Source organism: Pseudomonas sp. NBRC 111133 (assembly GCF_001320605.1).
Lineage (GTDB): Bacteria > Pseudomonadota > Gammaproteobacteria > Pseudomonadales > Pseudomonadaceae > Aquipseudomonas > Aquipseudomonas monteilii.
In genome coordinates this window covers 12,351-34,609 of sequence record NZ_BCBJ01000125.1, presented here as the reverse complement: position 1 = coordinate 34,609, position 22,259 = coordinate 12,351, and the positions used below count along the sequence as shown (strand labels likewise).

Below are 22,259 nucleotides of genomic sequence, written 5' to 3'. Positions count from 1 at the left end.
TTCCTTAGACGTTAGGACGGATAGTCATACGGGGGATTCATTGGAGACCCATTTAAGCACTTGATCGACACCTGGGCGATGGGCTTGGGCGCGTACGGTCTTACCAATTTTGAATGGTGCTTCCGCTCTACAGCGTTCTGCAAAACGGACGAAATTTTTATCAGCCGAAATTATTACATCTGCGTCAACCAAATGCGTCGCTAAACGGGCGTCACCAGGCGTGCCGGTTGTGACCTTGTGCCATGCTTGGAGAAACTCGAACGATCCACGTAACCACTGGCGAGGAACCAATGCAGGGTCTAATTCATGCAGCCATAGTCGATTCATGGACTCCGGGGAAGAAAGCATTGCATGTACGTCAATATCACTGTCGAGCCATTCGCTGACCGCACTCTCATACACCTGCAGCTCAGTCTTGAACATATGTAGGCTTGGCGCCCGCCAGTAGTGAACTGCTTTCCCTGACCATCCAGGTGTACCGGCCTCAGGCATGTGGCCGGCGTACTGCAGGTGGGTTTCACCGCCAGGCTTTTTGACATCCTTTAACCGCTCTCTAATGGCAAAGGACTGATCGACAGCTAATCGCTCTTCCTCATCTCGTCGAACGCTCTCGTTCGTTGCAGCGGTTTCGACGCCTCGACGGGCGCGATCCCAGAACCCCTTTTTAGGCCTCACCCAGTCATACCTGACCCGGTTGAATTCCTTCATATTCGGCTCGGCAATGCGCCATTCGGGGCGTAACCTGAAGATCTCCGATTTAAGTTCAGCGCACTCGCTGAACACTTCAGGCATTAGTCGCTTCCAGCCCTTCTCAGTGACCAACTGGATCAGTCTGCGACGGCCTTCCACATCGGACATCTGCTGTACCTCGTCCACTACAGCCGGGGAGACAACGATTTCATTTCCTGCTATCCGTGCACACTTGGCGAGATCGCTGCCAGCGCCTTCACTTGCGATGTAGCTCCAAACGTTTGTATCCAAAAAAAATCGCATCAACGGTGTCTCAACTCAAAAAATGGCAAGCGCCTTTCGCTGTAAAGGCGTCACACGCTGACCTGAAGGTTTACCAGCCAATGATGGGCTCTGCAGCATGAAGTGGCGGCCCAGCATGGCCTGGCCGAATCAGGCTTGACCCTGGATGTTTTTTACCAACCGCAAAGGTGAGACAGGTACCTTGAGCATGAATTGTTTTTCAACCATCTCACTTGTCAGTCCTGCACCGGCGAGTACCCGGTTCCATGTCGACAAATCAAAAAGATCGATGGCACGCTGGACGAGGAGGGGAGACTCCATTGGAATCAGCTCATCGAACTCTTCGTGCTTGGTAAAACCTTTCCGAGCGAGGTACGTGAATCCGCTTTTCGCCTGATCCGCGGTCAACAGATCCAAAGCACGAGCACGATAAATCAAGGCCTTGAAACTAACCTTCCAGCGGAGCTTGAGATCTTTTAATGCTGGCCAATTCAGATACTTGCCTTTCATCGCAGGGAACTCTGCAGCGAAGCTAGCCCGCGGCATCAGCAATGCGCTGGCGAACTGATTAGCTTGCTCTTCAGTGGCATGACAGCCTGTCTCGATGCCTTGGTGCATCACCAGATGACCTAGCTCGTGAGCGAGGTCGAAACGTTGTCTCCCAGGGTTGACCTTCGAAGTGTTTCGAACAATGAGAGGTCGCTTGTTGAACAACGAGAATGCATCGATTCGATCATCCGCCTCTGCCAGGTTCACTACGAGTACGCCTATCTTTTCTGCGAGCTTGGTTACGCTCGATAAGGGGCCCAAGCCTATCCCTTGTTCTCTTCTGAATTGCTCGGCTACCTGCTCGATTTTCCCTGCGCCGGAAACCGGATCCTCGATCGCGTGGAAGTTTACTGCGGGGAACGCTACCTCTTTATCCAATTCATCAACCAGCAACTCAAACATCTCTACCTGAGCCGCGATGGTTTTTTTGAGGGTCTGGGTCGACGTACGCACGCTTCGAAAGTGGCACTGCTCGAGTGAATCGCCCTTGGTTTTCTAGACACTCTCCAAGCTCAGAAAATGGCGTTTCTCATACTCTACTGGCGACAGCTGCATAGCACTGCCGTGTCGGCGTTTAGTGTTATAAAACATCTCGATGTAATCGAAAATATCACTTCGGGCTTCATCACGCGTTGCGTAGATCTTTCGTCGGATTCGCTCCCGCTTCAAAAGCTGGAAGAAGCTCTCGGCTACGGCATTGTCATGGCAGTTTCCCCGTCGGCTCATGCTGCTGATCACATTGTTGGCCTTCAGAAAGCTTTGCCAATCCGAACTACTAAATTGACTGCCTTGGTCTGAATGTATCATCACTTGCTGCTGTGGCTTGCGGCGCCATAGGGCCATCAGCAATGCGTCAATAGCTAGGTCGCTGCACATCCTGGGCTTCATTGACCAGCCAATCACTTGGCGGGAAAACAGATCCAGCACTACCGCCAGGTACAGCCATCCTTCATAGGTGCGAATGTATGTGATGTCTGTCACCCAGACCTTGTTCGGCTCACTGACCTTGAACTGCCGCGCAAGGTGATTCGGCGAGGCTACAGTTGGCTTCCCGCCATAAAATCCTGGGCGCCGCCGATAGCCCGTTTGCGAACGCAGCCCCTCTGTCTGCATCAAGCGCCCCACCCGATTTCGCCCGCAGGTTTCTCCCAGCTCACGCAGGTCATCGTGAATTTTGCGATAGCCGTACACGCCGCCACTCTCCAGCCAAGCATGCTTGATCAAGCCAAGTAGCCGTTGGTCTTCTTGGGCTCGGGCAGACTGAGGCTCAGCCAGCCAGGCGTAGTAGCCGCTGGGATGCACCTTGAGGGTTTGGCAAAGGCGACGTACCGGGTAATCCGTCGAGTGCTTCTTGATGAAGGCGTACTTCAGCCGCACTCCTTGGCAAAGTACGCGGCGGCCTTCTTTAAGATGTCTCGCTCTTCCGTCACGCGTTTGAGTTCAGCGCGTAGCTTCCGCAGCTCAGCCTGCTGATCATCGTCTTGCTGACGCTGTTCTTGGGGCTTGCTGTAGAGCTTGATCCAGGCATAAAGGCTGTGAACGGACATCCCCAGACGCTGGGCAACATCGGCGACAGGCTTGCCTTTCTCGGTCACTTGCTTGACCGCTTCGATCTTGAATTCTTCAGGGTAACGCTGACGACTCATGGCACCTCCTATTTGGGCCTCATTATGAGGCTTGGACGTGTCTACGAAACCAGGGGCGATTCACAGGGCGTTGAGCAAATGCACCGGCCCAGTACAAATGAATGCTCATCTCTGGGAAAAGGTATCTGCATACGTTTCTGAAAGCCGAAATCTGGCCAAGCTGGCGAGGGCGGAGCTACGTCATTTGAGTGATGCTCAAGCATCATCGATCTCGGAGATTCGTCAGCATCAACAGGTGCAGCTGCATCGCCTTGTGTCTCAATCGGCAGGTGAGGTGGGACTGAGCGATGAAGGGCTGGGGCGCCTCAGTGAAGAACTACAGGTACTGCTGGACTGCTTCATCAAGCTGGAGGCAGACCCTTCGGCAGATCCAACCTGGTATGTCAGAGGGCAGTTGAAAAGCATGGCGGCGATGTTACTGGTTAGGCGGGACTGATCTGCGCTGTCTACGTCACGACATGAGCGGAGCTACGGCGCCAGTGGGCTGCACGCTGTGCGTTCACGACCTCACACTGCTTTGCAGTACGGTCATCGTCTACGACATAGCGGAACAGTCGGCAAAAAACCGAGCTACACGATAACTTCAGGCCTACGGTAGAAGAAGAAACCTTGAGGCTTGATTCTCATGCTTCGCTGTCAATAAGCGATCGGCATAGCTCAATAATGCTGTCCCTATTGACTGTTGGGTCATCGACGCTCCACGCCAAGCCCAGTCCAATGTATCGCTCGAGCCCATCAACCTCGCGCAGCTCAAAGTTTTGCCCGGGAATGGATTTAACCCATTCGGGAACGAACCCTACACCAATCCCTGCGGTTATCATGGCCAGCATCGCTTGGGTGTCGTTACAGCTGTAAATCACGCGCTGATTCAGGTCGTACTTCTTGAATTCCTCAGGGAAATTCTCATCGGTCTCGGATTTGTACGCCCTTGAGAACGCAATTATTTTCTGCTTCCGCAAATCGTCTGGTGTGATGGAGCTCTTAGCACACAGTGGGTTTTTCCGTGCGATTGCTAGCAAGTATTTTTCACGATGGATGGACTGCCAGCGTAGAGAACCAATGTTTTCGACTGGGCGAATGAAGCCGAGATTTATGTTGCCACGCTCTATCTCTCTGACGATGCCCACCGTGTTGCCGTTGTGAATATGGATTCGAGCATCTGGGAAGCGTTGATTGATTCTCGCAATGAAATCGGGGAGCACACCGAACGTTGCAGGATAAATGGTACCGATAGTGATCTGACTGATGTCCTTACCTGCGACTGCTTGAGTAGCAAGGCAGGTGCGGTCGATGTCACGCAAAATGTCGATGCACCGTGAATTGAAAAGCATCCCAGCTTCTGTCAATTGCACGCGTCGGGTTGACCGTGTGAGTAGTGGAACGCCGAGCTGCTTCTCAAGCGCTTGAATTTGAGCCGTCACGGCTGGTTGGGCGATCTGCAGCCGGATGGCCGCTCGGCCAAAATGCAATTCTTCCGCGACGGCCAGGAAGGTCTTGATTTGCCGTAAATCCATTGTCTGCTCCCAAGGTGGCTGCCCTTGATTTATAGGCAAAGCGGATGAATGTCAAATTGATTGATCACTTCATTGGATGAGTAATGGTGCTAGACAGCGATCTGTGTCCCACCGGGCCTGCTGTCTCAATCGCGCAGGTGATTGATAGTATTTTATGATTAATGATTGATTATTATTATTGGATGCCTGTCTGATCGGACGATAGCTTAGGGGCTCGATCCTAACCTTCAGCTCGTGAGGAAAAAGAGCATGCTGACCAAGAACAAGATCACGACTATTCCAAACGGCAGTAGCGTTTGTGCGGACATCGTAGGGTTCGACTTCAACGACTACGATGCTCAAGATATCGCCGAAGTGCGCAAGATCTGGCTCCAGTACGGGATTGTCCGTTTCCGCGATATCGACATCACCGATGAGCAGCACATCAAATTTTCCCACCACTTCGGCGAAGCGGTTATTCACCCGAAGCAGCTGCAAGAGGGCGCTCATCCGACGCAAAAAGAAATTCTGGTCATCGCCAACACCACAAAAGATGGTAAGCCCTCGGGTGCTCTGGGCAACAGCGAAGCGACCTGGCACACCGATACGTGGTTTTACGAGCGTCCACCTGCAGGCGCGTTGCTGCGGGCCATTGCACTTCCGCCCACCGGCGGTGACACCTATTGGGTATCGATGTATCAGGCCTACGAGACCCTACCTTCCTATTTGCTCAATGCAGTCAAAGGCCGGCAGATTTTCTTCCAGAGCGTCTATGACTCGGCGGGCGATCTGCGTCTGAACAGACAGCTGCCCAAATCGGACGATATCCGTGAATGGCCAGGGATTGTTCACCCGCTCGTACGGGTGCATGGAGACAGTGGTCGGCAAGCTCTGTTCTTGGGGGCAAAGGGTGTGCGAGAGCAAGACTCCTGGATCGTAGGTTTGCCAATGGATGAAAGCAACGATCTCGTTGCCCAGCTGTGGCAGCACACTTTGAAAGGTGAGGTGTTTGTCCAGAAGTGGCGTCTTGGTGACATGGTTATGTGGGACAATCGCTGCACCATGCATCGTCGCGACTCGTTCAGCCCTGAGCACATTCGCATTATGCACCGCACTACCACTGCAGGTGAGCGTCCAGTGTAAGCGGTGAATTAAGGTTGTGAGTTCCTTAGCCCTGATTTGGCCTGGTTTTTTCTCGAGTTGTACCTATGCCGGGTCAAGTTTCGGGGGTATAAAGTTCAAGTTCTTCGCTTTCTATGATAAGCCTGGTAATTGGCTAACCACTTTGTGAGTAGCCAATTACATGTGTTCAGGTCTCAATAATTAAGTTTCGCTCTGGATGTTAATAGCCCGCCTCATTCAAAAAAGCACCAACCTCCTTTCTGACTAACCTTCAAGTGATGACAGGGTGCACACAGTGCACCACGACCGTCGTTCGTCTAAGGCTCCCGCACAGCGAGTCAATTTCCGTTTCCTTCCCACTCCTGAGTCATTGCCGAATCTCCATCGGTTTATAGGGGTTGCCTTTTTCGTGCGGGCCACTCTGTTTACTCGATTGGGCGCTAAGAGTTCACATCTTGAGCTTACCTTTCCAAATGTGTTCAAACATACCTGCACAGAATCAATCCTGAGTCGTTACGTACAGGCGGCTAGGGTAACACTCCTACTCACCACAATGGCGCACGACGCTTCGGGATAGTGCGTGATGATACGGATGTCTACGTTGACTTTGATGAAAGTATAGCTTTACAGCATTAGCCTATGTGTATAGGTAATAGTCGGGAGTAAATGAAAATTTAATAGGCCCGTAAACAAAGGGCTTAGCACTATGCTGGCACCGATCTTGCTATTTTGTTGTGTGCGTATCAGATGCTCAATAGGGAAATTGAAATCCATTGTATGTGGGTGAGGTTTATTTGTGCGCCAAACGAAACATATAAAAAATGCCAATCAACAATAAGTAGAGTTTATAGAGACGGAGTGGCAGTGGTGACAAAAGTAAAAAAAATACTGGCTGCTTTTGCATGCGGCACCCTGGCCCAACAAGGCTACGCAGTAGGTTTCCTTGACGATAGTAAGGCGTCCATCAGTTCTCGCACCTTGTACTACGATGGGGATCAAAGGAGTACCGGTGGCGTGGATCAACGGCAAACATTGACGGGGCTGAGGCTTGACTTCCAGTCGGGGTACACCCAGGGAGCGGTAGGGCTGGGGCTAGATTTGCAGGCGCTTGCAGGGTTCAACTTAAACGGTGGCAGTTCACCACATGATGTTTCCACGGTAAATACTGTTTCCCCGGTAAAGACTGACGGTTCTCCTGTCGATAACTGGTCTAGAATCGGAGGAAACGCTCGCTTCAAATACTCGAAGACCGAAGTAAAGGCTGGTAATGCGCTGGCCTTCAATCTTCCTGTGCTCATTTCAAACGACGGTCGCCTGTTGTCTGCAAATTTCCAAGGGGCTGCAGTGACGTCTAATGAGTTCGACAACATCACCCTGACCGGCGGATTTTTGAATCGTGCTATTGGTCGAGCATCCAGCAACTGGGCAGGAATCGCTGGCGGAGGGAGCAAGGGTAGTGATGGTTTCACGTTTGCTGGAGGTGATTGGAACGTCAGAAAAAACTTAAAGCTGCAGTACTACCATGCCCAGCTAGAAGATTACTACAATCAAAACTTCTTCGGGCTAATTCATTCGCTTGATATTGGTGTTGGTCGATCGTTGACGACCGACTTAAGGTACTTTAAGAGCGATTCTGACGGTAAGAACGGCACGGATAGCCGTTATGCCATGCGCACCGGCTATAACGAAAATGGGAAGATCGACAATAAAACTTGGTCGCTGGCCTTCACCTACAAAGATGGAGGGCACGCGCTGACCTTGGGGCATCAACAAGTCAGTGATAAATCTGGCTTTGCAACGGTCAACAGCAGCAATGTGGTCGACGGTCGAGGTCGACCAGAGGGTGAGGGGGGCGTTCAGTCGCTGTACCTCTACACTGACGTTATGGTGAACAGCTTCATTCGTGCGGGCGAAAATTCAACCTTTGGTATTTATAGCTACGATTTCGCAGCCTTGGGTGTTCCGGGTCTAAAGGCGGGTTGGACATATGTAAGTGGTAAAGATATTCGCGGTACGGGTAATACGACGACAGGTAGATACAGTGAATGGGAAAGTGACTACCGTCTAGATTATGTTGTGCAGTCTGGAACATTCAAGGGGCTTGGCTTTACCCTCCGTAAGGGTATCTTTAGGACAGAGCTACCGGCCTCGACATTGAAGGATCAGGATCAAGTTCGGCTTTTCGTTAACTATACTTATGCGCTCTGGTAAAGCCGGTTAGCTATGTCTGGGTGGCGTTCGAAGTCATCGCTCTTAAAGTTGTTTTGATCAGTGATTTCGTTCGTTGCCGTGACAGTAAGTAGAATGCTGAATTCATGTGTTCAGTGACGATGCTGACGCTGTGCTGGAATGGCGTATAAGGAAAAATTATAGGGTGGTGCCATTTTTTGATTATCTATGATGGTCTAGGTGCCACAAACTGAACCCATAGCATTCATCAAGGGCAGTCAGCCCAGTCGGATCTGCCCCACTAATGGATGCAAGGGGCTGAGTCAGCACTGCAGGACGCAACGTAGGCAACCGCTGAGGATGCGCTCTGTAAGGTCTAGCCTGGTTGTACCAGGCTAAATCTCCCAGATGGTTAGGATATTTTCTGAGCGCGACGGATATCAAAAAAACCGTCTGCGATAGGGAGTACATATGCCTATTAAATTAAGGCAGATCGAAGCATTTAGGACGGTCATGCGGGAGGGCAGCATGGTACGTGCTAGTGCGGCTATGGCTGTGACCCAGCCTGCGATCAGCTATATGATTTCTGGTCTCGAAACTGCCGTTGGTTTTCCCCTTTTTAGCAGGCAAGGAGGAAAGCTTAGTGCAACGCCAGAGGCAATCCAGTTACTAGCCGAGGTTGACCGGCTCTATCAAGGGCTCGAGTCCGTAGAGGCAGTAGCCTATAAAATCGCGAATTATGGCAACGCTGAGTTGCGTATCCTCATTACCCAAGCATTGTCCGCTGGGCGGATTGTGAACGGTATTGGAAAATTTGCAGCGTTGCATCCAGGCATAAAAATTGACTTGGACGTTGAGCATCGAGCGCTCATTACCCATCGAGTCAATTCAGGTCAGGCAGATCTCGGCATACTGTCGATCTCGAGTGGTCTCGAAGACCAAAGCTCGACGTTGTTTAGCAGCCCAATTATTTGTGTGGCGTCACCCACTGCTCAAATTTCGCAAGCCTCGACAGTTACCGCTGCGCAGCTGGCGGGAGTCCCCCTAGTAGGGCTCAAATCAAATGGACTCATACGGCCAATGGTCGATCAATGGTTCCATGAGGCTAGAGTGACGCCTAATTATACGATCGAAGTCGGTGGAGCTGGCACAGCTATTGAGTTGGTCAGAGGCGGCCTCGGAGTTACTTTTGTAAGTAGTTTCAGCTTAATGGAGCGGGCTGACAGTCAGCTTCAATCCTTTGAATTGGAAAAGTCGCTGGCACTTAAGATTGGGGTTATCACCTCATCGTCTGTGCATCCAAACAGGGCGGCGCATGCGCTAGTTCAATATCTGACGCAATTATATTCGGAAAGTGTGTCGGGTGAATGTTCCTGAGGCACCTGCCTCAAGTGTTAAGAAAATAGTGAGGGTTGATTGTGAAAGTTTCTCTTATTCAGGTGAATTCGGTACAGGATAAGGCGTTTAACTTGGCCGAAGCTGATCGTCTTGCGCGAGAGGCAATTGATCGCGACGGTTCACGTCTGGTGGTCTTCCCTGAGCACTTTGATTGGGCTGGCGGTACGCCTGAGCAAAAGATCGCAGCTGGTGAGCCTCACACTGGTGGGCCGGCGTATGAGATGTGCAGAAAGCTTGCGCAGGACTGCAACGTCTACGTTCACACCGGTAGCTTCTACGAAAGCACTCCAGACGGCAGTCGCGTTTACAACACCTCCGTCGTCTTTGATCCCAAAGGTAATGAGTTGGGTCGTTACCGCAAGATCCACCTGTTCGATATCGTAACCCCGGACGGTATGCGCTATGGCGAGTCCAGCGCAGTAGCGCCAGGTACCGAGGTGACGGTAGTCGATATTGACGGTCTGAAGTATGGCTTTGCCATTTGCTATGACATCCGCTTCCCAGAGCTTTTCCAAAAGCTTGTTGCATTGGGTGCTGACGTCATCGTGCTGCCAGCAGCATTCACGCTTCAAACGGGCAAAGACCACTGGGATGTGCTCTGTCGCGCACGGGCAATTGAAACACAGTGCTACTTCCTGGCTCCAGGTCAAACGGGCCCATTTGAACAGTCGGGTGAGACTCGCTATTCCTACGGCCACTCACTCGTCTGCGATCCTTGGGGGCATATCATCGCCAAAGCGTCCGATGGCGTGGGCTATGTGACTGCAAATATCGAACCTGAGCGCATTGCAGCAGTTCGCAAGCAAATTCCACTTGCCTCCCACAAGGTACTTTAAAAATGAAAAAGTTCCTCATAGGCGATATGCCGGATCCAATCAGCCCTGAGCTGGAAAAAATTCTACTTGAGGTCGAGACCGCTACCGTTGGTCATCTTCGTCACTGGGGATTCATGGATGGCGAAATTCAAGCGCTGGGTAATAGTAAGCGCGTCGTGGGTACGGCGGTCACTTTGGCACTTCCTGCTCAAGATTCTACGTTGTTGCACTACGCCACCAGCTTGATCAAGCCGGGTCACATTGTGGTGATCGATCGTTTGGGTGATCGCAAGCATGCTTGCTGGGGAGGAGGGGTCACGCAGGCAGCTGTGACTGCTGGTGCAAGCGCCGCAGTCATTGACGGCATGTGTACCGACCCACATGAAATTCAAGAGCATGATTTCCCGGTCTGGAGTCGCGGCGTGTCTCCGATCACAACTCGAATCTATGGCTTGGGCGGCAAGTTGAACATGCCTGTCTCCTGTGGTGGTGTGGCTGTATGTCCCGGCGACATCGTGATCTGCGATGAGAACGGAGTCCTTGTCTTGAGCCCTTCAGAAGTTGATGACGTTGTGCAAACAGCATTGGCTAAACAGGTTCGAGGTGTAGAGAACTGCCGACGGATCAGAGAAGGGGAAAAGCTCGGCGACTTGTCGGGTGCGACAGCGATTGTAGAAGCAGATGCGTAGCCGGATTTGATTCGCGCTTCAAACCTTGCTATGCGGGATGGAAAATAAAAACGAATCAATGCCCCGTACGGTGAAATTACGTGCGGTGCCATCACTCGATAGAAGAAAAATCATGACTAAAACAATATCTACCAGAAAAACCTGGTTCGCCGTGGCCACTTCTGGAAGTGGAAACTTGTTGGAAGTTTACGATTTTGCAGTCTATGCATTTTTTGCTACGACCATTGCTAAGTTGTTCTTTCCAAACGTAGATGAAACAACATCCTTGCTGCAGACGTTTGCGGCTTACGGCGCCGGCTTCATCGCCAGGCCGCTTGGTAGCTTCGTAATTGGTCGAATTGGTGATAGGAGAGGGCGCAAGCCCGCGATGTTGCTGACGATTATTTGCATGGCCATCGGCAGTATTGGTATTGGTTTGATTCCGACTTATGAAACTATTGGTGTTGGTGCGCCGATTTTGTTGGTGGTGTTGAGATGCCTTCAAGGGTTCGCCGCAGGTGGCGAATGGGGTACATCTGCCTCCTACATCGTAGAGTGGTCTCCGGCAGGTCGAAAAGGGTTTTTTGGAAGCTTCCAGAGCGTCAGCTCTTCTGGAGGGGCGCTGCTGGCATCCCTGGTGGCCTCGGCTCTCTTGCTGATCCCTGCTGAAGACCTCTTGGACTGGGGATGGCGAGTTCCATTCATCGCTGGCGGTTTGGCGATCTTTGCTTTCAGTCTGTTCCTGAGGGCTCATGCCGAAGAGACCCCTGAGTACGTCAATAGTAAAACGGAAGTGGTAAATCCGACCGAGACCAAGCCCTATGTACTTGGCTTGCAAGCATTTGGCTTCACCATTTTCTGGACGACTCTATCCTATCTAGTTTCTGCGTACATGGTAACCTACACGCAGAGTCACGCAGGTCTCACCAGGACTGAAGCACTGATCTCTAGCAACATTGCACTGCTCCTTCAGATCATGCTGATTCCGGTTGCGGGCGCTCTGTCCGACCGATTCGGGCGCAAGCCGCTGCTCCTCCTGGGTTGCGTCGGTACAGCTACACTGGCTTACCCGATTCTGAGCATGATGTCTGGTGGTGCAAGCTTCCATCAGGTTGTCATGCTGCAATGTTGCTTGAGCGCACTGTTTGCAATGTACTCAGGCCCAGGGCCAGCAACTATCTGTGAGATTTTCCCAACTCGCCTGCGCAACACCTGGATGACCGTGGGATACACGTTGGCAGTATGTTGCTTTGGCGGTTTCGCACCGATGATCTCGACGTGGTTGATCTCTGTAACAAAAGTTGCGGCATCCCCAGCGTTCTTGCTCATCCCTGCTGCTGTCGTGTCGGCCCTGGTGATTATGAAGCTGCCTTCCAGCCGTATCAGCGGTTTTAAGCCCACCGCTAGGGCAGGAGCATCCTACTGAGCCACATAGCGTCTTCGACTCCTGCATTTTGAGCAATCAACATGGTTAGGAGGGGGCGACGAGGCTCAATGGCATCTCTTTAGACATATTTGACTGAGCGTGACAGTAATGTCCGCTCAGTTTTTAGTTGGTGCGGCTGATTCTGATTGCTCTTGTAGGAGTTTGACTTGATAGCGCGCCTGGAAAATAGAGGGTGCGGCGCTAACAAAGTTTATTAGCTTCGGATTAGCAAGTGAGCGGGAAGCATGTTTAGAATCTCTTTTTTTGCATGGTCAATGAACGGTTTTAGTATGAGGGTGGATGAGTTTCTTTGAGAGATTACTATGGAGTAATCATTCCTGATGACAGGCTCGAAATTTATAAATTTTATGCCACTTCCTGTGTAGCCACAGGCTGTTAGCGGGTCAATAATAGAAATTCCGACACCGGCCTCAACCAGCTGCAAGACTGCAGCAGAAGTCTGTGTTTCACAGTTTATATGCCGTTTCACGCCATGAGACAGCATCAGGGAGTCGATCCTCATCCGGGACTCCATAAGTGGCATCATGGAGATGAATCGTTCGCCTTCAAAATGCTCTGGACGTAAGACTCTTTTCGTCGCAAGACTGTGAATTTTTGGCACAGCTGCGACCATTTTCGCGGACACAAGCGTCTCACTGTTTCCCGATTTAGTTGAGCGTGCCGGGAACATGGCAAACCCCAGGTCACACTGATCCCTTTGCACCATGTCTAGAACGGTGGGAGAACTGTGCATGCGCATTGAGACAAGCGCTTCGGGGTGGGCCAGCGTGAAGCTATGAATCGCGCGCGGTAGAAACGAGAGTGCCATGCTTGGCGCCGCAGCTATTTCCAGTCGTCCCATTTTTAAAGACTTTATGTTTGTAGCCGCATTAGCGATGCGCTCGATGCTTAGCAATGATTGCTCGACATCTTTGACGAGCAGAGCCGCTTCAGGGGTCGGTACCAGTCGCCCTTTAGTTCTTGTGAAAAGAGTAAGGGCTATCCGCTCTTCTAGATCGGCAATCAACCTCGTGACCACCGGCTGAGTCACCTCAAGCATTTCTGCTGCGCCAGTAACCGATTTTCGCACCATGATCGCCCGAAACGCTTCAAGGTGACGAAGAGTGATCCTGTTCTCCATAGCACACCACCAATCGATAGCATAAAGACATGAGCTTTTAGCTTACGGTAGCGACTTGAACTTATCAAAAGCTTTTCGAGGCCGGCTGCAGCGGGTCTAAGCCGCTATCTCATCTATTCTAAAGAAACATTCTTGACCATCTTCCACCCGGCAAGCTTGTTTCGAGGCGCGCATCGTTTGGTGGGAATCGGAAAGAGTCCGTCATTAACTGATTGGGTGGGCGCGCAGGGCAGGTCAGTGCGCAGTCACGGGAGAGTTGCTGATAATTAATGCAAGTGCGTCGTATTTGCATTGACCTCAGATCTAATTCTACTTCTCAAATGTTACGGAAGGTAGCGTTTTGAGTGTCGACGTTTCATTTTGGAGCGCTTCATGCGCTGTTACGTCCACGCGCGATGCATTTGAATGGAAGAGTTCTCATCTGCCATAGGGAAAAGACATTATTTGATGTTTTTCTGGCTATGGAGTGAGCATCTATAAAAATAAAAAACCAATAAAATCAGGAAGATATGATCAGGTGGCCCACCCATTGCTAAAAAGCATACAGGTGAAGGGGCCGAACCATACCCCTCCGACCTAGCCACGCTGACCGATCTGACTGGTTGAAATCAGCATCATTACTTCCGGAGTCGTGAAAATGAAATCATTAGGTTTGGCCCTCCGAACGAGCGCTGTTGCCGCGTTGATAACGCTGTCTGGGGTCAGCCCTTTGGCACTGGCCCAAGATGAAGTACGGGCAACCATCTCGGTCAGCCCAGGTATTGCTGATATCACCAGCCTTGACCCTCATCGCGCCTCGCTGATCGGTGATAAGGGTATCGTCGCCGAGATGTTCAATGCTTTGGTGCGCTTCCCGCCAGGTAGTTCGGATCCTGCTGCCTTGGAGGCCGACCTTGCCGAGCGCTGGGAAAGTTCTGACGATAAGAAGGTTTGGACGTTCTTCCTGCGAAAAGGGGTGATGTTCCACGGTGGTTATGGCGAGCTCAAGGCTAGCGACGTGGTTTATTCCCTTGAAAGGGCATCAGACCCGAAGCGCTCCAGTTTTTCAGCGAACTTCACTGTCATAGACAAAGTCGAGGCTTTGGACGACTACACGGTTAAGGTAACTCTTAAGTACCCGGATACCGCGTTCCTTGGCCGAGTTTCAAACTACCACGGTGGCCAGATTGTCAGTAAGGCGGCGGTCGAGAAGCTGGGCGAGCGCTACGGCCAAGCGCCGATCGGAACTGGCCCGTTCGCCTTTGGTGAGCATATCACCCAGCAGTATGTGAAATTGGTGGCTAACGATCAGTACTTTCGCGGCAAGCCGAAGCTTGGCGCAATTGTGTATCGGATGATTCCTTCCGATAGTGCTCGTGAGTTGGCTTTTGCATCTGATGAGCTTGATCTGATGCTGGGTAAGCGTGAGCAGCGCTGGGTAGAGCGAAGCAGGGCGCGTGGTGTGACCGTGGACGTTTTCGAGCCTGCGGAATTTCGTACCCTCTTCCTCAACCGGAATATCAAGCCGTTAGATGATATCAAGGTTCGTCAAGCTATCGCGGCGTCGGTCAATATCGATGAAATCATTCGCTATGCCGGTAAAGATGTCGCTGATGGCGGATGCTCCGTTGTACCTAATGGTTACCAAGGGCTCGATTGCAGCGCCGGCCCATACGCCTACGATCCTGCGCACGCGAAAGCCCTGCTGGCCAGCGCTGGCTATCCCAATGGGTTGAAGCTCAAAGCGGTGGTCTCCAACGCGGCACCGCAACTGCCAATTATGGAAATCATTCAGGCGCAGCTGGCCAAGGCGGGCATTAACCTGGAGATGGAGGTCGTGGATCATGCGACTTACCAAGCCAAAAGCCGTCAGGATCAAAGCGCAATCGTGTTTTACGGTGCCGCCAGGTACCCAGGCGCGGACTACTGGCTCACGGAGTTTTATGATTCGGCGTCTGCCATCGGCGCGCCTGCCGCGATGTCGAACTTCGGGCACTGCACTGTAGCTGATGATGCCATTCGCAAAGCCCGGGTAGAGGCGGATCCTCAGACCCAGCTCGATTTGTGGAAGAAAGCGCAGGTTCAGATTCACGACGACGTTTGCGCAATCCCTTTGTTTGGTCTTAAGCAGGTCTGGGCGAAAGCTGCCAGCGTGGATTATGGATACGTTCTGCAAGGCGCTTTGAATCTGCAGCCCCCAGTGACCGAACTCACTACTGTGAAGCGTGGAGGCCAGTAAATGACTCCGCAATTTGATGTGATCATCGTTGGCGGAGGCATGGTAGGTGCCGCCATCGGCTACGGCCTCGCAGGTGGTAAGCGGCGTATTTTGATGCTGGATGGAGCTGATACCGATTACCGCGCGGCCAAGGCCAACTTTGGTCTGGTGTGGGCTCATGGCAAGGGGATGCGAGATCCTGATTACCAGCGGCTGTCGCTCAATGCAGCCAAGACATGGCCAGCATTTGCATCGCAGCTTGAAGAGGAAAGCGGAATCTCGCTGGACTACGAGCAGAAGGGCGGCTTGAACTTCTGTCTGAGTGATGGCGAGTTTGAGGCTCGAGCTAAGGCAATGGATGCCTGGAACAAGCAAACGCCAGAACTCGCCCCTTCAGCCCATATGCTGGATCGAGCTGAACTGCTGCGCCGATTCCCAACCATGAAGCTTGGCAAGGCAGTTGTTGGTGCGAGCTTTGGCGAATTCGATGGGCATGCGAACCCGCTTCGGTTGCTTGCCGCCATGCATAAAGCCTTTATGGGACGTGGCGGGCAGCTGCAGAGCAATCGCCCAGTCACCCAGATTCGACGACTTTCTGGTGGGGGCTTTGAAGTTCATGCAGGAGACTACCGTGCCCAGTGCGAGCGAATCGTAGTGGCGGCTGGACTGGGGTGCGCTGCGCTTGGGCCAATGGTGGGCCTGAACGTGCCTATTCGCCCGCAGCGCGGCCAACTGCTGGTCACTGAGCGCCTTGCACCGCTACTCCCGATCCCCGCTAGCGGATTGCGCCAAACGGCGGAAGGTACGGTGATGATCGGCGTTACGCAGGAGGAGGTTGGTTTTGACTTGGCAACAACTACTGAGGGCGCTGCGCGAATAACGCGCAAGGCTTTGAAGATTTTGCCTGAGCTTGCACAAGCCAAGTTGGTTCGCCAATGGTCTTGTCTGCGGATCATGACGCCGGATGGAAATCCTGTGTATGCGCGCTCATTGACTCACCCAGGGGCAGAGATCGCCACCTGTCACTCAGGCGTGACCTTGGCGTCCTTCCACGCCAATGAGTACGCGAAAGTCTTCGACGCCAAATCAATTCCCGCTGATTTAGAGATTTTCCATTATGGACGTTTCGATCTTCAAAAAACTTCCTGAACTGCACGCCGTCACGATCACGATTTATGTGGATGGCGTTCCAGTGATGGCTGAGCAAGGTGAAACGGTAGCAGCGGTGTTGCTGAGACAAAGCACTGCAGTCAACCGCACCTCCCCTGTGAAAGGAAGCCCGCGCGCGCCCTATTGCATGATGGGCGTTTGCTTCGACTGTCTTGCTGTAGTGGATGGGAACGCCTCTACCCAGACTTGCTTGGTGACAGTGAAAGAAGGAATGCGCGTTGAGCGGCAGTATGGCCGCCGGAGTGTAGTGTCGTGAGCCGAAAGTTTGATGTGATTGTTGTCGGTGCTGGCCCTGCCGGCATGAGTGCAGCCATTGTTCTTGGCGAGCAAGGCCTGCAGGTGCTGGTGGTGGACGAACAGCCAGCACCAGGCGGGCAGATTTGGCGGGCTGTTGAAACTGTCGCGCATACCACTACGGGAGAAATTCTCGGGGCTGAATACAAGGTCGGCGCGGAGCTGGTACAACGCTTTCGCGCGTGCGGAGCGACGTACGAGCCTAATACTCAAGTGTGGAAGATTGAGCCTGGCTGGACTGTGTTCATCAAGCGCGATGGTGTAGCTGAAGCAGTCAGTGCCGGGCAGGTGCTCCTGGCCACCGGTGCACAAGAGCGTCCAGCCCCATTTCCAGGGTGGACTCTGCCCGGTGTCCTAACCGTCGGCGCCGCCCAGATCCTCCTTAAAACGTCTCGCCAGATCCCGGCAGAGCCCGTCTGGGTGGTGGGTAGCGGGCCGTTACCACTGCTGTACATGGCGCAGCTCATTCGAGCGGGTGGCAAGGTCGCCGGTTGGCTGGACACCACCCCGCCAGGTGGGTGGCGCCGCGCGCTTCCTTGGGCAAGCTCGATGCTTGCTGAGTTCAAGGAAGTCAGCAAGGGCCTTGCGTGGTTGCATGAGATCCGCCGCTCGGGAGCTCGCCGAATCAAAGGCGTTACAGAGCTGCGAGCCCTGGGTGATGGCAAGCTTCAACAGCTTCAATTCAAGCTTAAAAGCGGAGAGCTCTGCACAGTGCCGGCGAGCGTCCTCCTATCCCACGAAGGGGTGATTCCCTCAATTCACATTACCCAATCGCTTGGCTGCCAACACAGCTGGAGTAAACAGCAAAGGTGTTTAGTTCCAGACCTTGATGAGTGGGGGGAGACCGATCAACCGGGCATTTTCGTTGCGGGTGATGGTGCAGGAATCGGGGGGGCCAAGGCGGCGTGTGTCAGGGGTGAGCTGGCAGCAATCGGCATGGCTAAACGTGCCGGTCGTATGGCTGCAGACGCCGTTGCACAACAGACGGATGCGTTGAGCCGTCGTCTACAGACACTGTTACGCCTGCGGCCAATGCTGGATTCGATGTATCCACCGCGCGCAAGTATTTACTCCCCATCCGACGAGACGGTGGTCTGTCGCTGTGAGGAGCTGACGGCGGGCGACATTCGTAAGGCCTGCGCAATAGCCCAGCCAGGGGTCAATCAGCTCAAGGCGTTTACCCGCGCCGGCATGGGGCCCTGCCAAGGTCGACAGTGCGGTTACACCATCGCGAACATCGTTGCAGCCGAGCAACAAAAAGCAGTTGAGGATGTTGGTTTCTACCGGATCCGACCACCCCTTAAACCAATAACACTTGGGGAACTGGCCTCACTTGATGTGGAGGAGAAATTGCCATGATTCGCAGCTTGAAACACCTGATGAGGCCGCCGCTTGGAGGCTTACCGCTTGCAGTGGTCGCCCAACGGCTGAGCACGACCGTGACAGTGTCAACGACTGAGCTAACGATCGATGGAGAGCTGTCATGATTCAGTTTGCGATTAAGCGACTGATGCTCGCTATTCCAACTTTGCTGGCCATGCTGACTGCTGTCTTTGTACTCGTCCGCCTGGTGCCTGGTGATCCTGCTGCAGTCATGCTCGGTGACCAGGCCAGTGCCGAATCATTGGCGGCCATGCGCGAGCAGTTGGGCCTAAATCAACCAATCGCGATGCAGTACATCCACTTCCTTGGTGACATGCTCTCGGGGAATTTTGGGGCCTCCATGACCAGCGGCAGAACAGTGCTGCAGGAGGTGTCCCTGGTGCTGCCGTGGACGCTCCAATTGACGTTTGCATCCGTACTGATTGGCCTTGTGTTCGGGTTGCCGCTTGGGGTTTGGGCGGCGCTGCGCCGCAACGCCTGGCCAGACTACGTTGGCCGAATTCTGTCATTGACTGGATTGTCGTTCCCCGCGTTTGTGTCTGCCATGCTGATGCTGCTGGTTTTCGCCATCCATTTCCGTTGGTTCCCTGTAATCGGAAGCCTGGTCGACGGAGGATTTCTCTCCCAGCTCCACGCTCTCACGCTGCCTGCGTTGAACCTGGGGTTGATCATGACGGCCTATGTTATGCGCGTTACGCGCTCCTCGATGATCAGCGTGCTTGGGGAAGATTACATCCGCACAGCCAAAGCTAAAGGAGTTCGTCCTATGCGCTTGGTGTTGCGGCATGGCCTGCGTAACGCACTTATCCCGATTGTGACGGTTGTGGGTCTCTATTTTGGGACGCTCATCGGCAACTCCGTGTTGACCGAAATCGTGTTTAACCGTCCGGGCCTGGGGAAACTGATTCTGGGGGCTTTGAATACCCGGGATTACACCTTGCTCCAAGGGCTGATGGTCGTATTCGCACTGTGCGTGATCGTCGTAAACATCATCACCGACATCGTTTACGGGTTGGTTGATCCTCGGGTGAAAATCAAATGACTACTCTCACTGCACCACTGGTAGCCAAGCCCACGACACTTTGGCAAGCACTGTTTCAGAACCGCCTTTCCTGGATTGGGATTGGCCTTCTGGTGGCGATCGTTCTGGTGGCATTGTTCGCGCCTCTGATTGCGCCTCATGATCCATTGCAGCAGAACATCGCTTATCGTTTGGAGCCGCCGTCTGCAGAGTTTTGGCTCGGCACGGACACCTACGGTCGAGACGTATTGTCCCGCCTGATTTACGGGACTCGTGTGTCGTTGCTCGTTGGTTTTGTCGCCGTGCTGATCGCGATGGTTGTCGGTTCCGCGCTTGGTGTGATCGCCGGCTATGTTGGGGGCATCACAGATCGATTGATCACTGGATTGGTTGATGTGCTGTTGTCGTTTCCGACGCTGCTGCTTGGGCTCATGGTGGCCGCCATGCTCGGCGCGAGTCTTGAAAACCTCATCATTGCAATCGCCATCACCGAGATCGCGCCTTTTGTACGCATTGCGCGGGCTCCGACCATAGCCCTTAAACAACGTGATTTTGTCGAGGCTGGTCGGTCGTTGGGGTATGGCCCCGGTCGACTGATGACGGTGCACATTTTGCCGAACATGATTTCGGAAGTGCTTGTGCTCGGTGCTCTGTGGATGGCCACGGCTATTCGTACAGAAGCGTCGCTGAGCTTTATCGGACTGGGTGTTCCACCTCCCGCCCCAACGTGGGGAAGCATGATCAGGGAAGGTTTTGAGAACATTTTGGATGCGTGGTGGCTTACGGTGTTCCCGAGCCTCGCAATTCTGCTGACCGTGCTTGCGCTGAGCCTGCTGGGCGATGCACTGCGCGATGCAAACGATCCCAAAACCCGTTCGGAGCGCTCATGAATACAATAAATACAGTTCAGGTGAACCGTGATAAGCCCGGAGCAGTCATGAGCGAGACTTCATCTAAAAACGGATCGCTTCCATTGAGCCAGGAAACTGTTCTCGAAGTTACGGGGCTCAACGTCGCATTCCGGCGAGGCGGTGGCTGGTCTCCGGTTGTCAAAGATCTCAGCTTCCGTGTGGCTCGAGGCGAGACGCTGGCAATCGTTGGTGAGTCGGGCTCGGGGAAAAGTGTTTCTGCGATGTCCATCCTGGGACTGCTCCCACCCAATACCTCCCAGGTAACTGGAAGCATTCGACTGCAGGGGCAAGAACTGCTGAATCTTCCTGAGCAGCAGATGGCCGATATCCGGGGAAACCGGGTTGCGATGATCTTCCAGGAGCCAATGACTTCACTGAATCCGGTCATGACCATCGGTGAGCAGATTGCTGAGCCTGTGCGGTTGCACCGGGGGCTTGATGCAATCCAGGCTAAGGAGGAAGCGCTGAAGCTGATGGAGCGGGTTCGCATTCCCGCTGCACAGGAGCGTTACGACGACTACCCGCATCAGTTCTCCGGCGGGATGCGCCAACGCGTCATGATCGCGATGGCGTTGGCCTGTAATCCTGCAGTTTTGATCGCCGACGAACCGACTACAGCCCTTGATGTGACCATCCAGGCGCAAATCCTTGAGTTGATCAAGGAGCTGCAGGCGCAAGAGCACATGGCGGTGGTGTTCATCACGCATGATATGGGCGTGGTTGCACAGATCGCGGATCGTACGCTGGTTATGTATCGTGGCGACCTGGTGGAAACGGCGTCTACCTCGGAGATTTTTACGGCGCCTCAGAAACCGTATACCAAAGCATTATTGTCTGCAGTGCCCGAGCTCGGATCAATGGCAGCTGAAGCATCGCCTAAGCCGTTCCCGATCTATGATATCGCGAAAGGAACCAATGTCCCCGCGCCTGAGATGAAAGACAGCGTGCGTGATACCAAACCCTATCTACTGGAGGTGTCTGGTCTGACAACCCGGTTTGATGTGCGGTCTGGCTTTTTCAAGCGTGTCACTGGTCGCGTGCATGCGGTTGAAAACGTGAGCTTCAATCTCAGCCAGGGCGAGACGCTCGCGATTGTGGGAGAGTCCGGTTGCGGTAAATCAACCACTGGACGACTCATTACCGGGCTGTTAGACCCAACGCATGGGTCGATCAAATTGGAGGGGGTAGAGCTGGGATCTATTACACCAATGGAGCGCGCAAGAAAGATCCAGATGGTCTTCCAGGATCCGTACTCCAGCTTGAATCCACGGCAAACGGTAGCGCAAGCAATCATCGAACCGCTCCGCGTACATGGGCTCTACGATGCCAAACGCTGCGAAGAGGTGGCCGTTGAATTACTCGTGAAAGTGGGGTTGCCACCTGATGCTGCCGTGCGGTTGCCGCACGAATTTTCTGGCGGACAGCGCCAACGTGTGTGCATCGCTCGGGCTTTGGCATTGAAGCCGGGAACGATTGTTGCCGACGAGGCGGTTTCAGCCCTGGATGTGTCGGTCAAAGTCCAGATTGTGAATCTGCTGCTTGAGTTGCAGCAGGAGCTTGGCTTGGGCTTCATCTTCATCAGCCACGACATGGCAGTGGTTGAGCGTGTCAGCCACCGTGTTGCAGTTATGTACATGGGTGAAGTGGTCGAAATTGGGCCTCGGGCGGCGATCTTCAATAGTCCAAAGCACCCATACACGCGCCGTTTGATTGATGCGGTACCCATCCCTGATCCTTCACGCAAGCAAGTACAGCGCATTTCTGCCGGTAACTTGAGGACGCCATACAAGCCTCATGATTTTGTTCCTCCTGCACGGGTATATCACCAAGCCGGCGAGGGCCACTTCTACATGGAGCCTGAGGGCGAGTGGCGCTGAGTCTGAT

18 protein-coding genes and 1 pseudogene are annotated in these 22,259 nt (G+C 53.2%); 14 read left to right on the top strand and 5 right to left on the bottom strand.

Annotation, left to right across the window (positions count from 1 at the left end):
- Positions 1-24 precede the first annotated feature (24 nt).
- The 3 genes and pseudogenes from APH36_RS27285 to APH36_RS27275 all read right to left on the bottom strand — a co-directional run bounded on the left by APH36_RS27285 (position 25) and on the right by APH36_RS27275 (position 3,167).
- Positions 25-858, bottom strand: coding sequence for a hypothetical protein (locus tag APH36_RS27285; protein WP_231567882.1), 834 nt, complete (start codon positions 856-858; stop codon positions 25-27).
- 264 nt (positions 859-1,122) lie between these two features.
- Positions 1,123-2,007 (bottom strand): annotated as a pseudogene (locus tag APH36_RS27280) (ImmA/IrrE family metallo-endopeptidase); the annotation flags it as partial.
- 9 nt (positions 2,008-2,016) lie between these two features.
- Positions 2,017-3,167 (bottom strand): IS3 family transposase gene (locus tag APH36_RS27275; RefSeq protein WP_115294165.1). Its coding sequence is split into 2 segments (ribosomal slippage): positions 2,017-2,933 and positions 2,933-3,167, totalling 1,152 coding nucleotides; the frame shifts between segments, so codons are not numbered across the junction.
- A gap of 97 nt (positions 3,168-3,264) precedes the next feature.
- On the opposite strand from APH36_RS27275, the gene APH36_RS27265 reads away from it, so the two are divergent.
- Positions 3,265-3,603 (top strand): hypothetical protein, encoded by a 339-nt coding sequence (locus APH36_RS27265; protein WP_060501439.1) that lies wholly within the window; start codon positions 3,265-3,267, stop codon positions 3,601-3,603.
- A gap of 187 nt (positions 3,604-3,790) precedes the next feature.
- On the opposite strand, the gene APH36_RS27260 is transcribed toward APH36_RS27265, so the two are convergent.
- A complete protein-coding gene (locus tag APH36_RS27260; RefSeq protein WP_060501437.1) occupies positions 3,791-4,681 on the bottom strand; it encodes a LysR family transcriptional regulator in 891 nt (296 codons plus the stop codon).
- 249 nt (positions 4,682-4,930) lie between these two features.
- On the opposite strand from APH36_RS27260, the gene APH36_RS27255 reads away from it, so the two are divergent.
- From APH36_RS27255 to APH36_RS27230, 6 genes are all read left to right on the top strand, one after another.
- Positions 4,931-5,803, top strand: a complete 873-nt coding sequence (locus APH36_RS27255) for a TauD/TfdA family dioxygenase (protein WP_060501435.1) — start codon at positions 4,931-4,933, stop codon at positions 5,801-5,803.
- Between the two features lie 837 nt (positions 5,804-6,640).
- A complete protein-coding gene (locus APH36_RS27250) occupies positions 6,641-7,993 on the top strand; it encodes an OprD family outer membrane porin (protein ID WP_060501433.1) in 1,353 nt (450 codons plus the stop codon).
- 429 nt (positions 7,994-8,422) lie between these two features.
- Positions 8,423-9,328: a LysR family transcriptional regulator gene (locus APH36_RS27245; RefSeq protein WP_060501430.1), complete on the top strand. Its 906-nt coding sequence runs from the start codon at positions 8,423-8,425 to the stop codon at positions 9,326-9,328.
- A gap of 41 nt (positions 9,329-9,369) precedes the next feature.
- Complete coding sequence (locus APH36_RS27240; RefSeq protein WP_060501428.1) at positions 9,370-10,185, top strand: carbon-nitrogen hydrolase family protein; 816 nt, start codon at positions 9,370-9,372, stop codon at positions 10,183-10,185.
- A gap of 2 nt (positions 10,186-10,187) precedes the next feature.
- Positions 10,188-10,853 carry an RraA family protein gene (locus tag APH36_RS27235; RefSeq protein ID WP_060501426.1) on the top strand — a complete coding sequence of 222 codons (666 nt, stop codon included), beginning with the start codon at positions 10,188-10,190 and terminating at the stop codon, positions 10,851-10,853.
- 37 nt (positions 10,854-10,890) lie between these two features.
- Positions 10,891-12,258 carry an MFS transporter gene (locus APH36_RS27230; RefSeq protein WP_238396984.1) on the top strand — a complete coding sequence of 456 codons (1,368 nt, stop codon included), beginning with the start codon at positions 10,891-10,893 and terminating at the stop codon, positions 12,256-12,258.
- Positions 12,259-12,472: 214 nt separating this feature from the next.
- Here the strand turns inward: APH36_RS27230 and APH36_RS27225 are convergent, their stop codons facing one another.
- Positions 12,473-13,399, bottom strand: coding sequence for a LysR substrate-binding domain-containing protein (locus APH36_RS27225; protein ID WP_041505936.1), 927 nt, complete (start codon positions 13,397-13,399; stop codon positions 12,473-12,475).
- A 637-nt stretch (positions 13,400-14,036) separates the two neighbouring features.
- Between APH36_RS27225 and APH36_RS27220 the strand changes: the two genes are divergently transcribed.
- The 7 genes from APH36_RS27220 (at position 14,037) to APH36_RS27195 (ending at position 22,252) form a co-directional block, all read left to right on the top strand.
- Entirely contained in the window at positions 14,037-15,617 is a 1,581-nt protein-coding gene (locus APH36_RS27220) for an ABC transporter substrate-binding protein (RefSeq protein ID WP_052484799.1), read from the top strand.
- A complete protein-coding gene (locus APH36_RS27215) occupies positions 15,618-16,745 on the top strand; it encodes an FAD-binding oxidoreductase (protein ID WP_041505937.1) in 1,128 nt (375 codons plus the stop codon).
- Positions 16,714-17,022, top strand: coding sequence for a (2Fe-2S)-binding protein (locus APH36_RS31315; protein WP_197080547.1), 309 nt, complete (start codon positions 16,714-16,716; stop codon positions 17,020-17,022). Before APH36_RS27215 ends, APH36_RS31315 begins: the two co-directional genes overlap by 32 nt.
- On the top strand, positions 17,019-18,419 hold the full coding sequence (locus APH36_RS27210; RefSeq protein WP_041505938.1) for an NAD(P)/FAD-dependent oxidoreductase: 1,401 nt from the start codon (positions 17,019-17,021) through the stop codon (positions 18,417-18,419). Before APH36_RS31315 ends, APH36_RS27210 begins: the two co-directional genes overlap by 4 nt.
- Before the next feature lie 124 nt (positions 18,420-18,543).
- Positions 18,544-19,485, top strand: coding sequence for an ABC transporter permease (locus APH36_RS27205; RefSeq protein WP_041505939.1), 942 nt, complete (start codon positions 18,544-18,546; stop codon positions 19,483-19,485).
- Positions 19,482-20,354, top strand: a complete 873-nt coding sequence (locus tag APH36_RS27200; RefSeq protein WP_041505940.1) for an ABC transporter permease — start codon at positions 19,482-19,484, stop codon at positions 20,352-20,354. The genes APH36_RS27205 and APH36_RS27200 overlap by 4 nt, the downstream gene beginning before the upstream one ends.
- Before the next feature lie 47 nt (positions 20,355-20,401).
- Positions 20,402-22,252, top strand: a complete 1,851-nt coding sequence (locus APH36_RS27195; protein ID WP_052484800.1) for an ABC transporter ATP-binding protein — start codon at positions 20,402-20,404, stop codon at positions 22,250-22,252.
- Positions 22,253-22,259: the final 7 nt, after the last annotated feature.

Bases quoted from the DNA above. Each gene is read 5' to 3' on its own strand.
- APH36_RS27245 (WP_060501430.1), top strand. From the start codon at position 8,423: ATGCCTATTAAATTAAGGCAGATCGAAGCATTTAGGACGGTCATGCGG.
- APH36_RS27285 (WP_231567882.1), bottom strand. From the start codon at position 858: ATGTCCGATGTGGAAGGCCGTCGCAGACTGATCCAGTTGGTCACTGAG.
- APH36_RS27225 (WP_041505936.1), bottom strand. From the start codon at position 13,399: ATGGAGAACAGGATCACTCTTCGTCACCTTGAAGCGTTTCGGGCGATC.
- APH36_RS27200 (WP_041505940.1), top strand. From the start codon at position 19,482: ATGACTACTCTCACTGCACCACTGGTAGCCAAGCCCACGACACTTTGG.
- APH36_RS27230 (WP_238396984.1), top strand. From the start codon at position 10,891: ATGGAAAATAAAAACGAATCAATGCCCCGTACGGTGAAATTACGTGCG.
- APH36_RS27235 (WP_060501426.1), top strand. From the start codon at position 10,188: ATGAAAAAGTTCCTCATAGGCGATATGCCGGATCCAATCAGCCCTGAG.
- APH36_RS27260 (WP_060501437.1), bottom strand. From the start codon at position 4,681: ATGGATTTACGGCAAATCAAGACCTTCCTGGCCGTCGCGGAAGAATTG.
- APH36_RS31315 (WP_197080547.1), top strand. From the start codon at position 16,714: ATGGACGTTTCGATCTTCAAAAAACTTCCTGAACTGCACGCCGTCACG.
- APH36_RS27205 (WP_041505939.1), top strand. From the start codon at position 18,544: ATGATTCAGTTTGCGATTAAGCGACTGATGCTCGCTATTCCAACTTTG.
- APH36_RS27265 (WP_060501439.1), top strand. From the start codon at position 3,265: ATGAATGCTCATCTCTGGGAAAAGGTATCTGCATACGTTTCTGAAAGC.
- APH36_RS27215 (WP_041505937.1), top strand. From the start codon at position 15,618: ATGACTCCGCAATTTGATGTGATCATCGTTGGCGGAGGCATGGTAGGT.
- APH36_RS27255 (WP_060501435.1), top strand. From the start codon at position 4,931: ATGCTGACCAAGAACAAGATCACGACTATTCCAAACGGCAGTAGCGTT.
- APH36_RS27195 (WP_052484800.1), top strand. From the start codon at position 20,402: ATGAGCGAGACTTCATCTAAAAACGGATCGCTTCCATTGAGCCAGGAA.
- APH36_RS27220 (WP_052484799.1), top strand. From the start codon at position 14,037: ATGAAATCATTAGGTTTGGCCCTCCGAACGAGCGCTGTTGCCGCGTTG.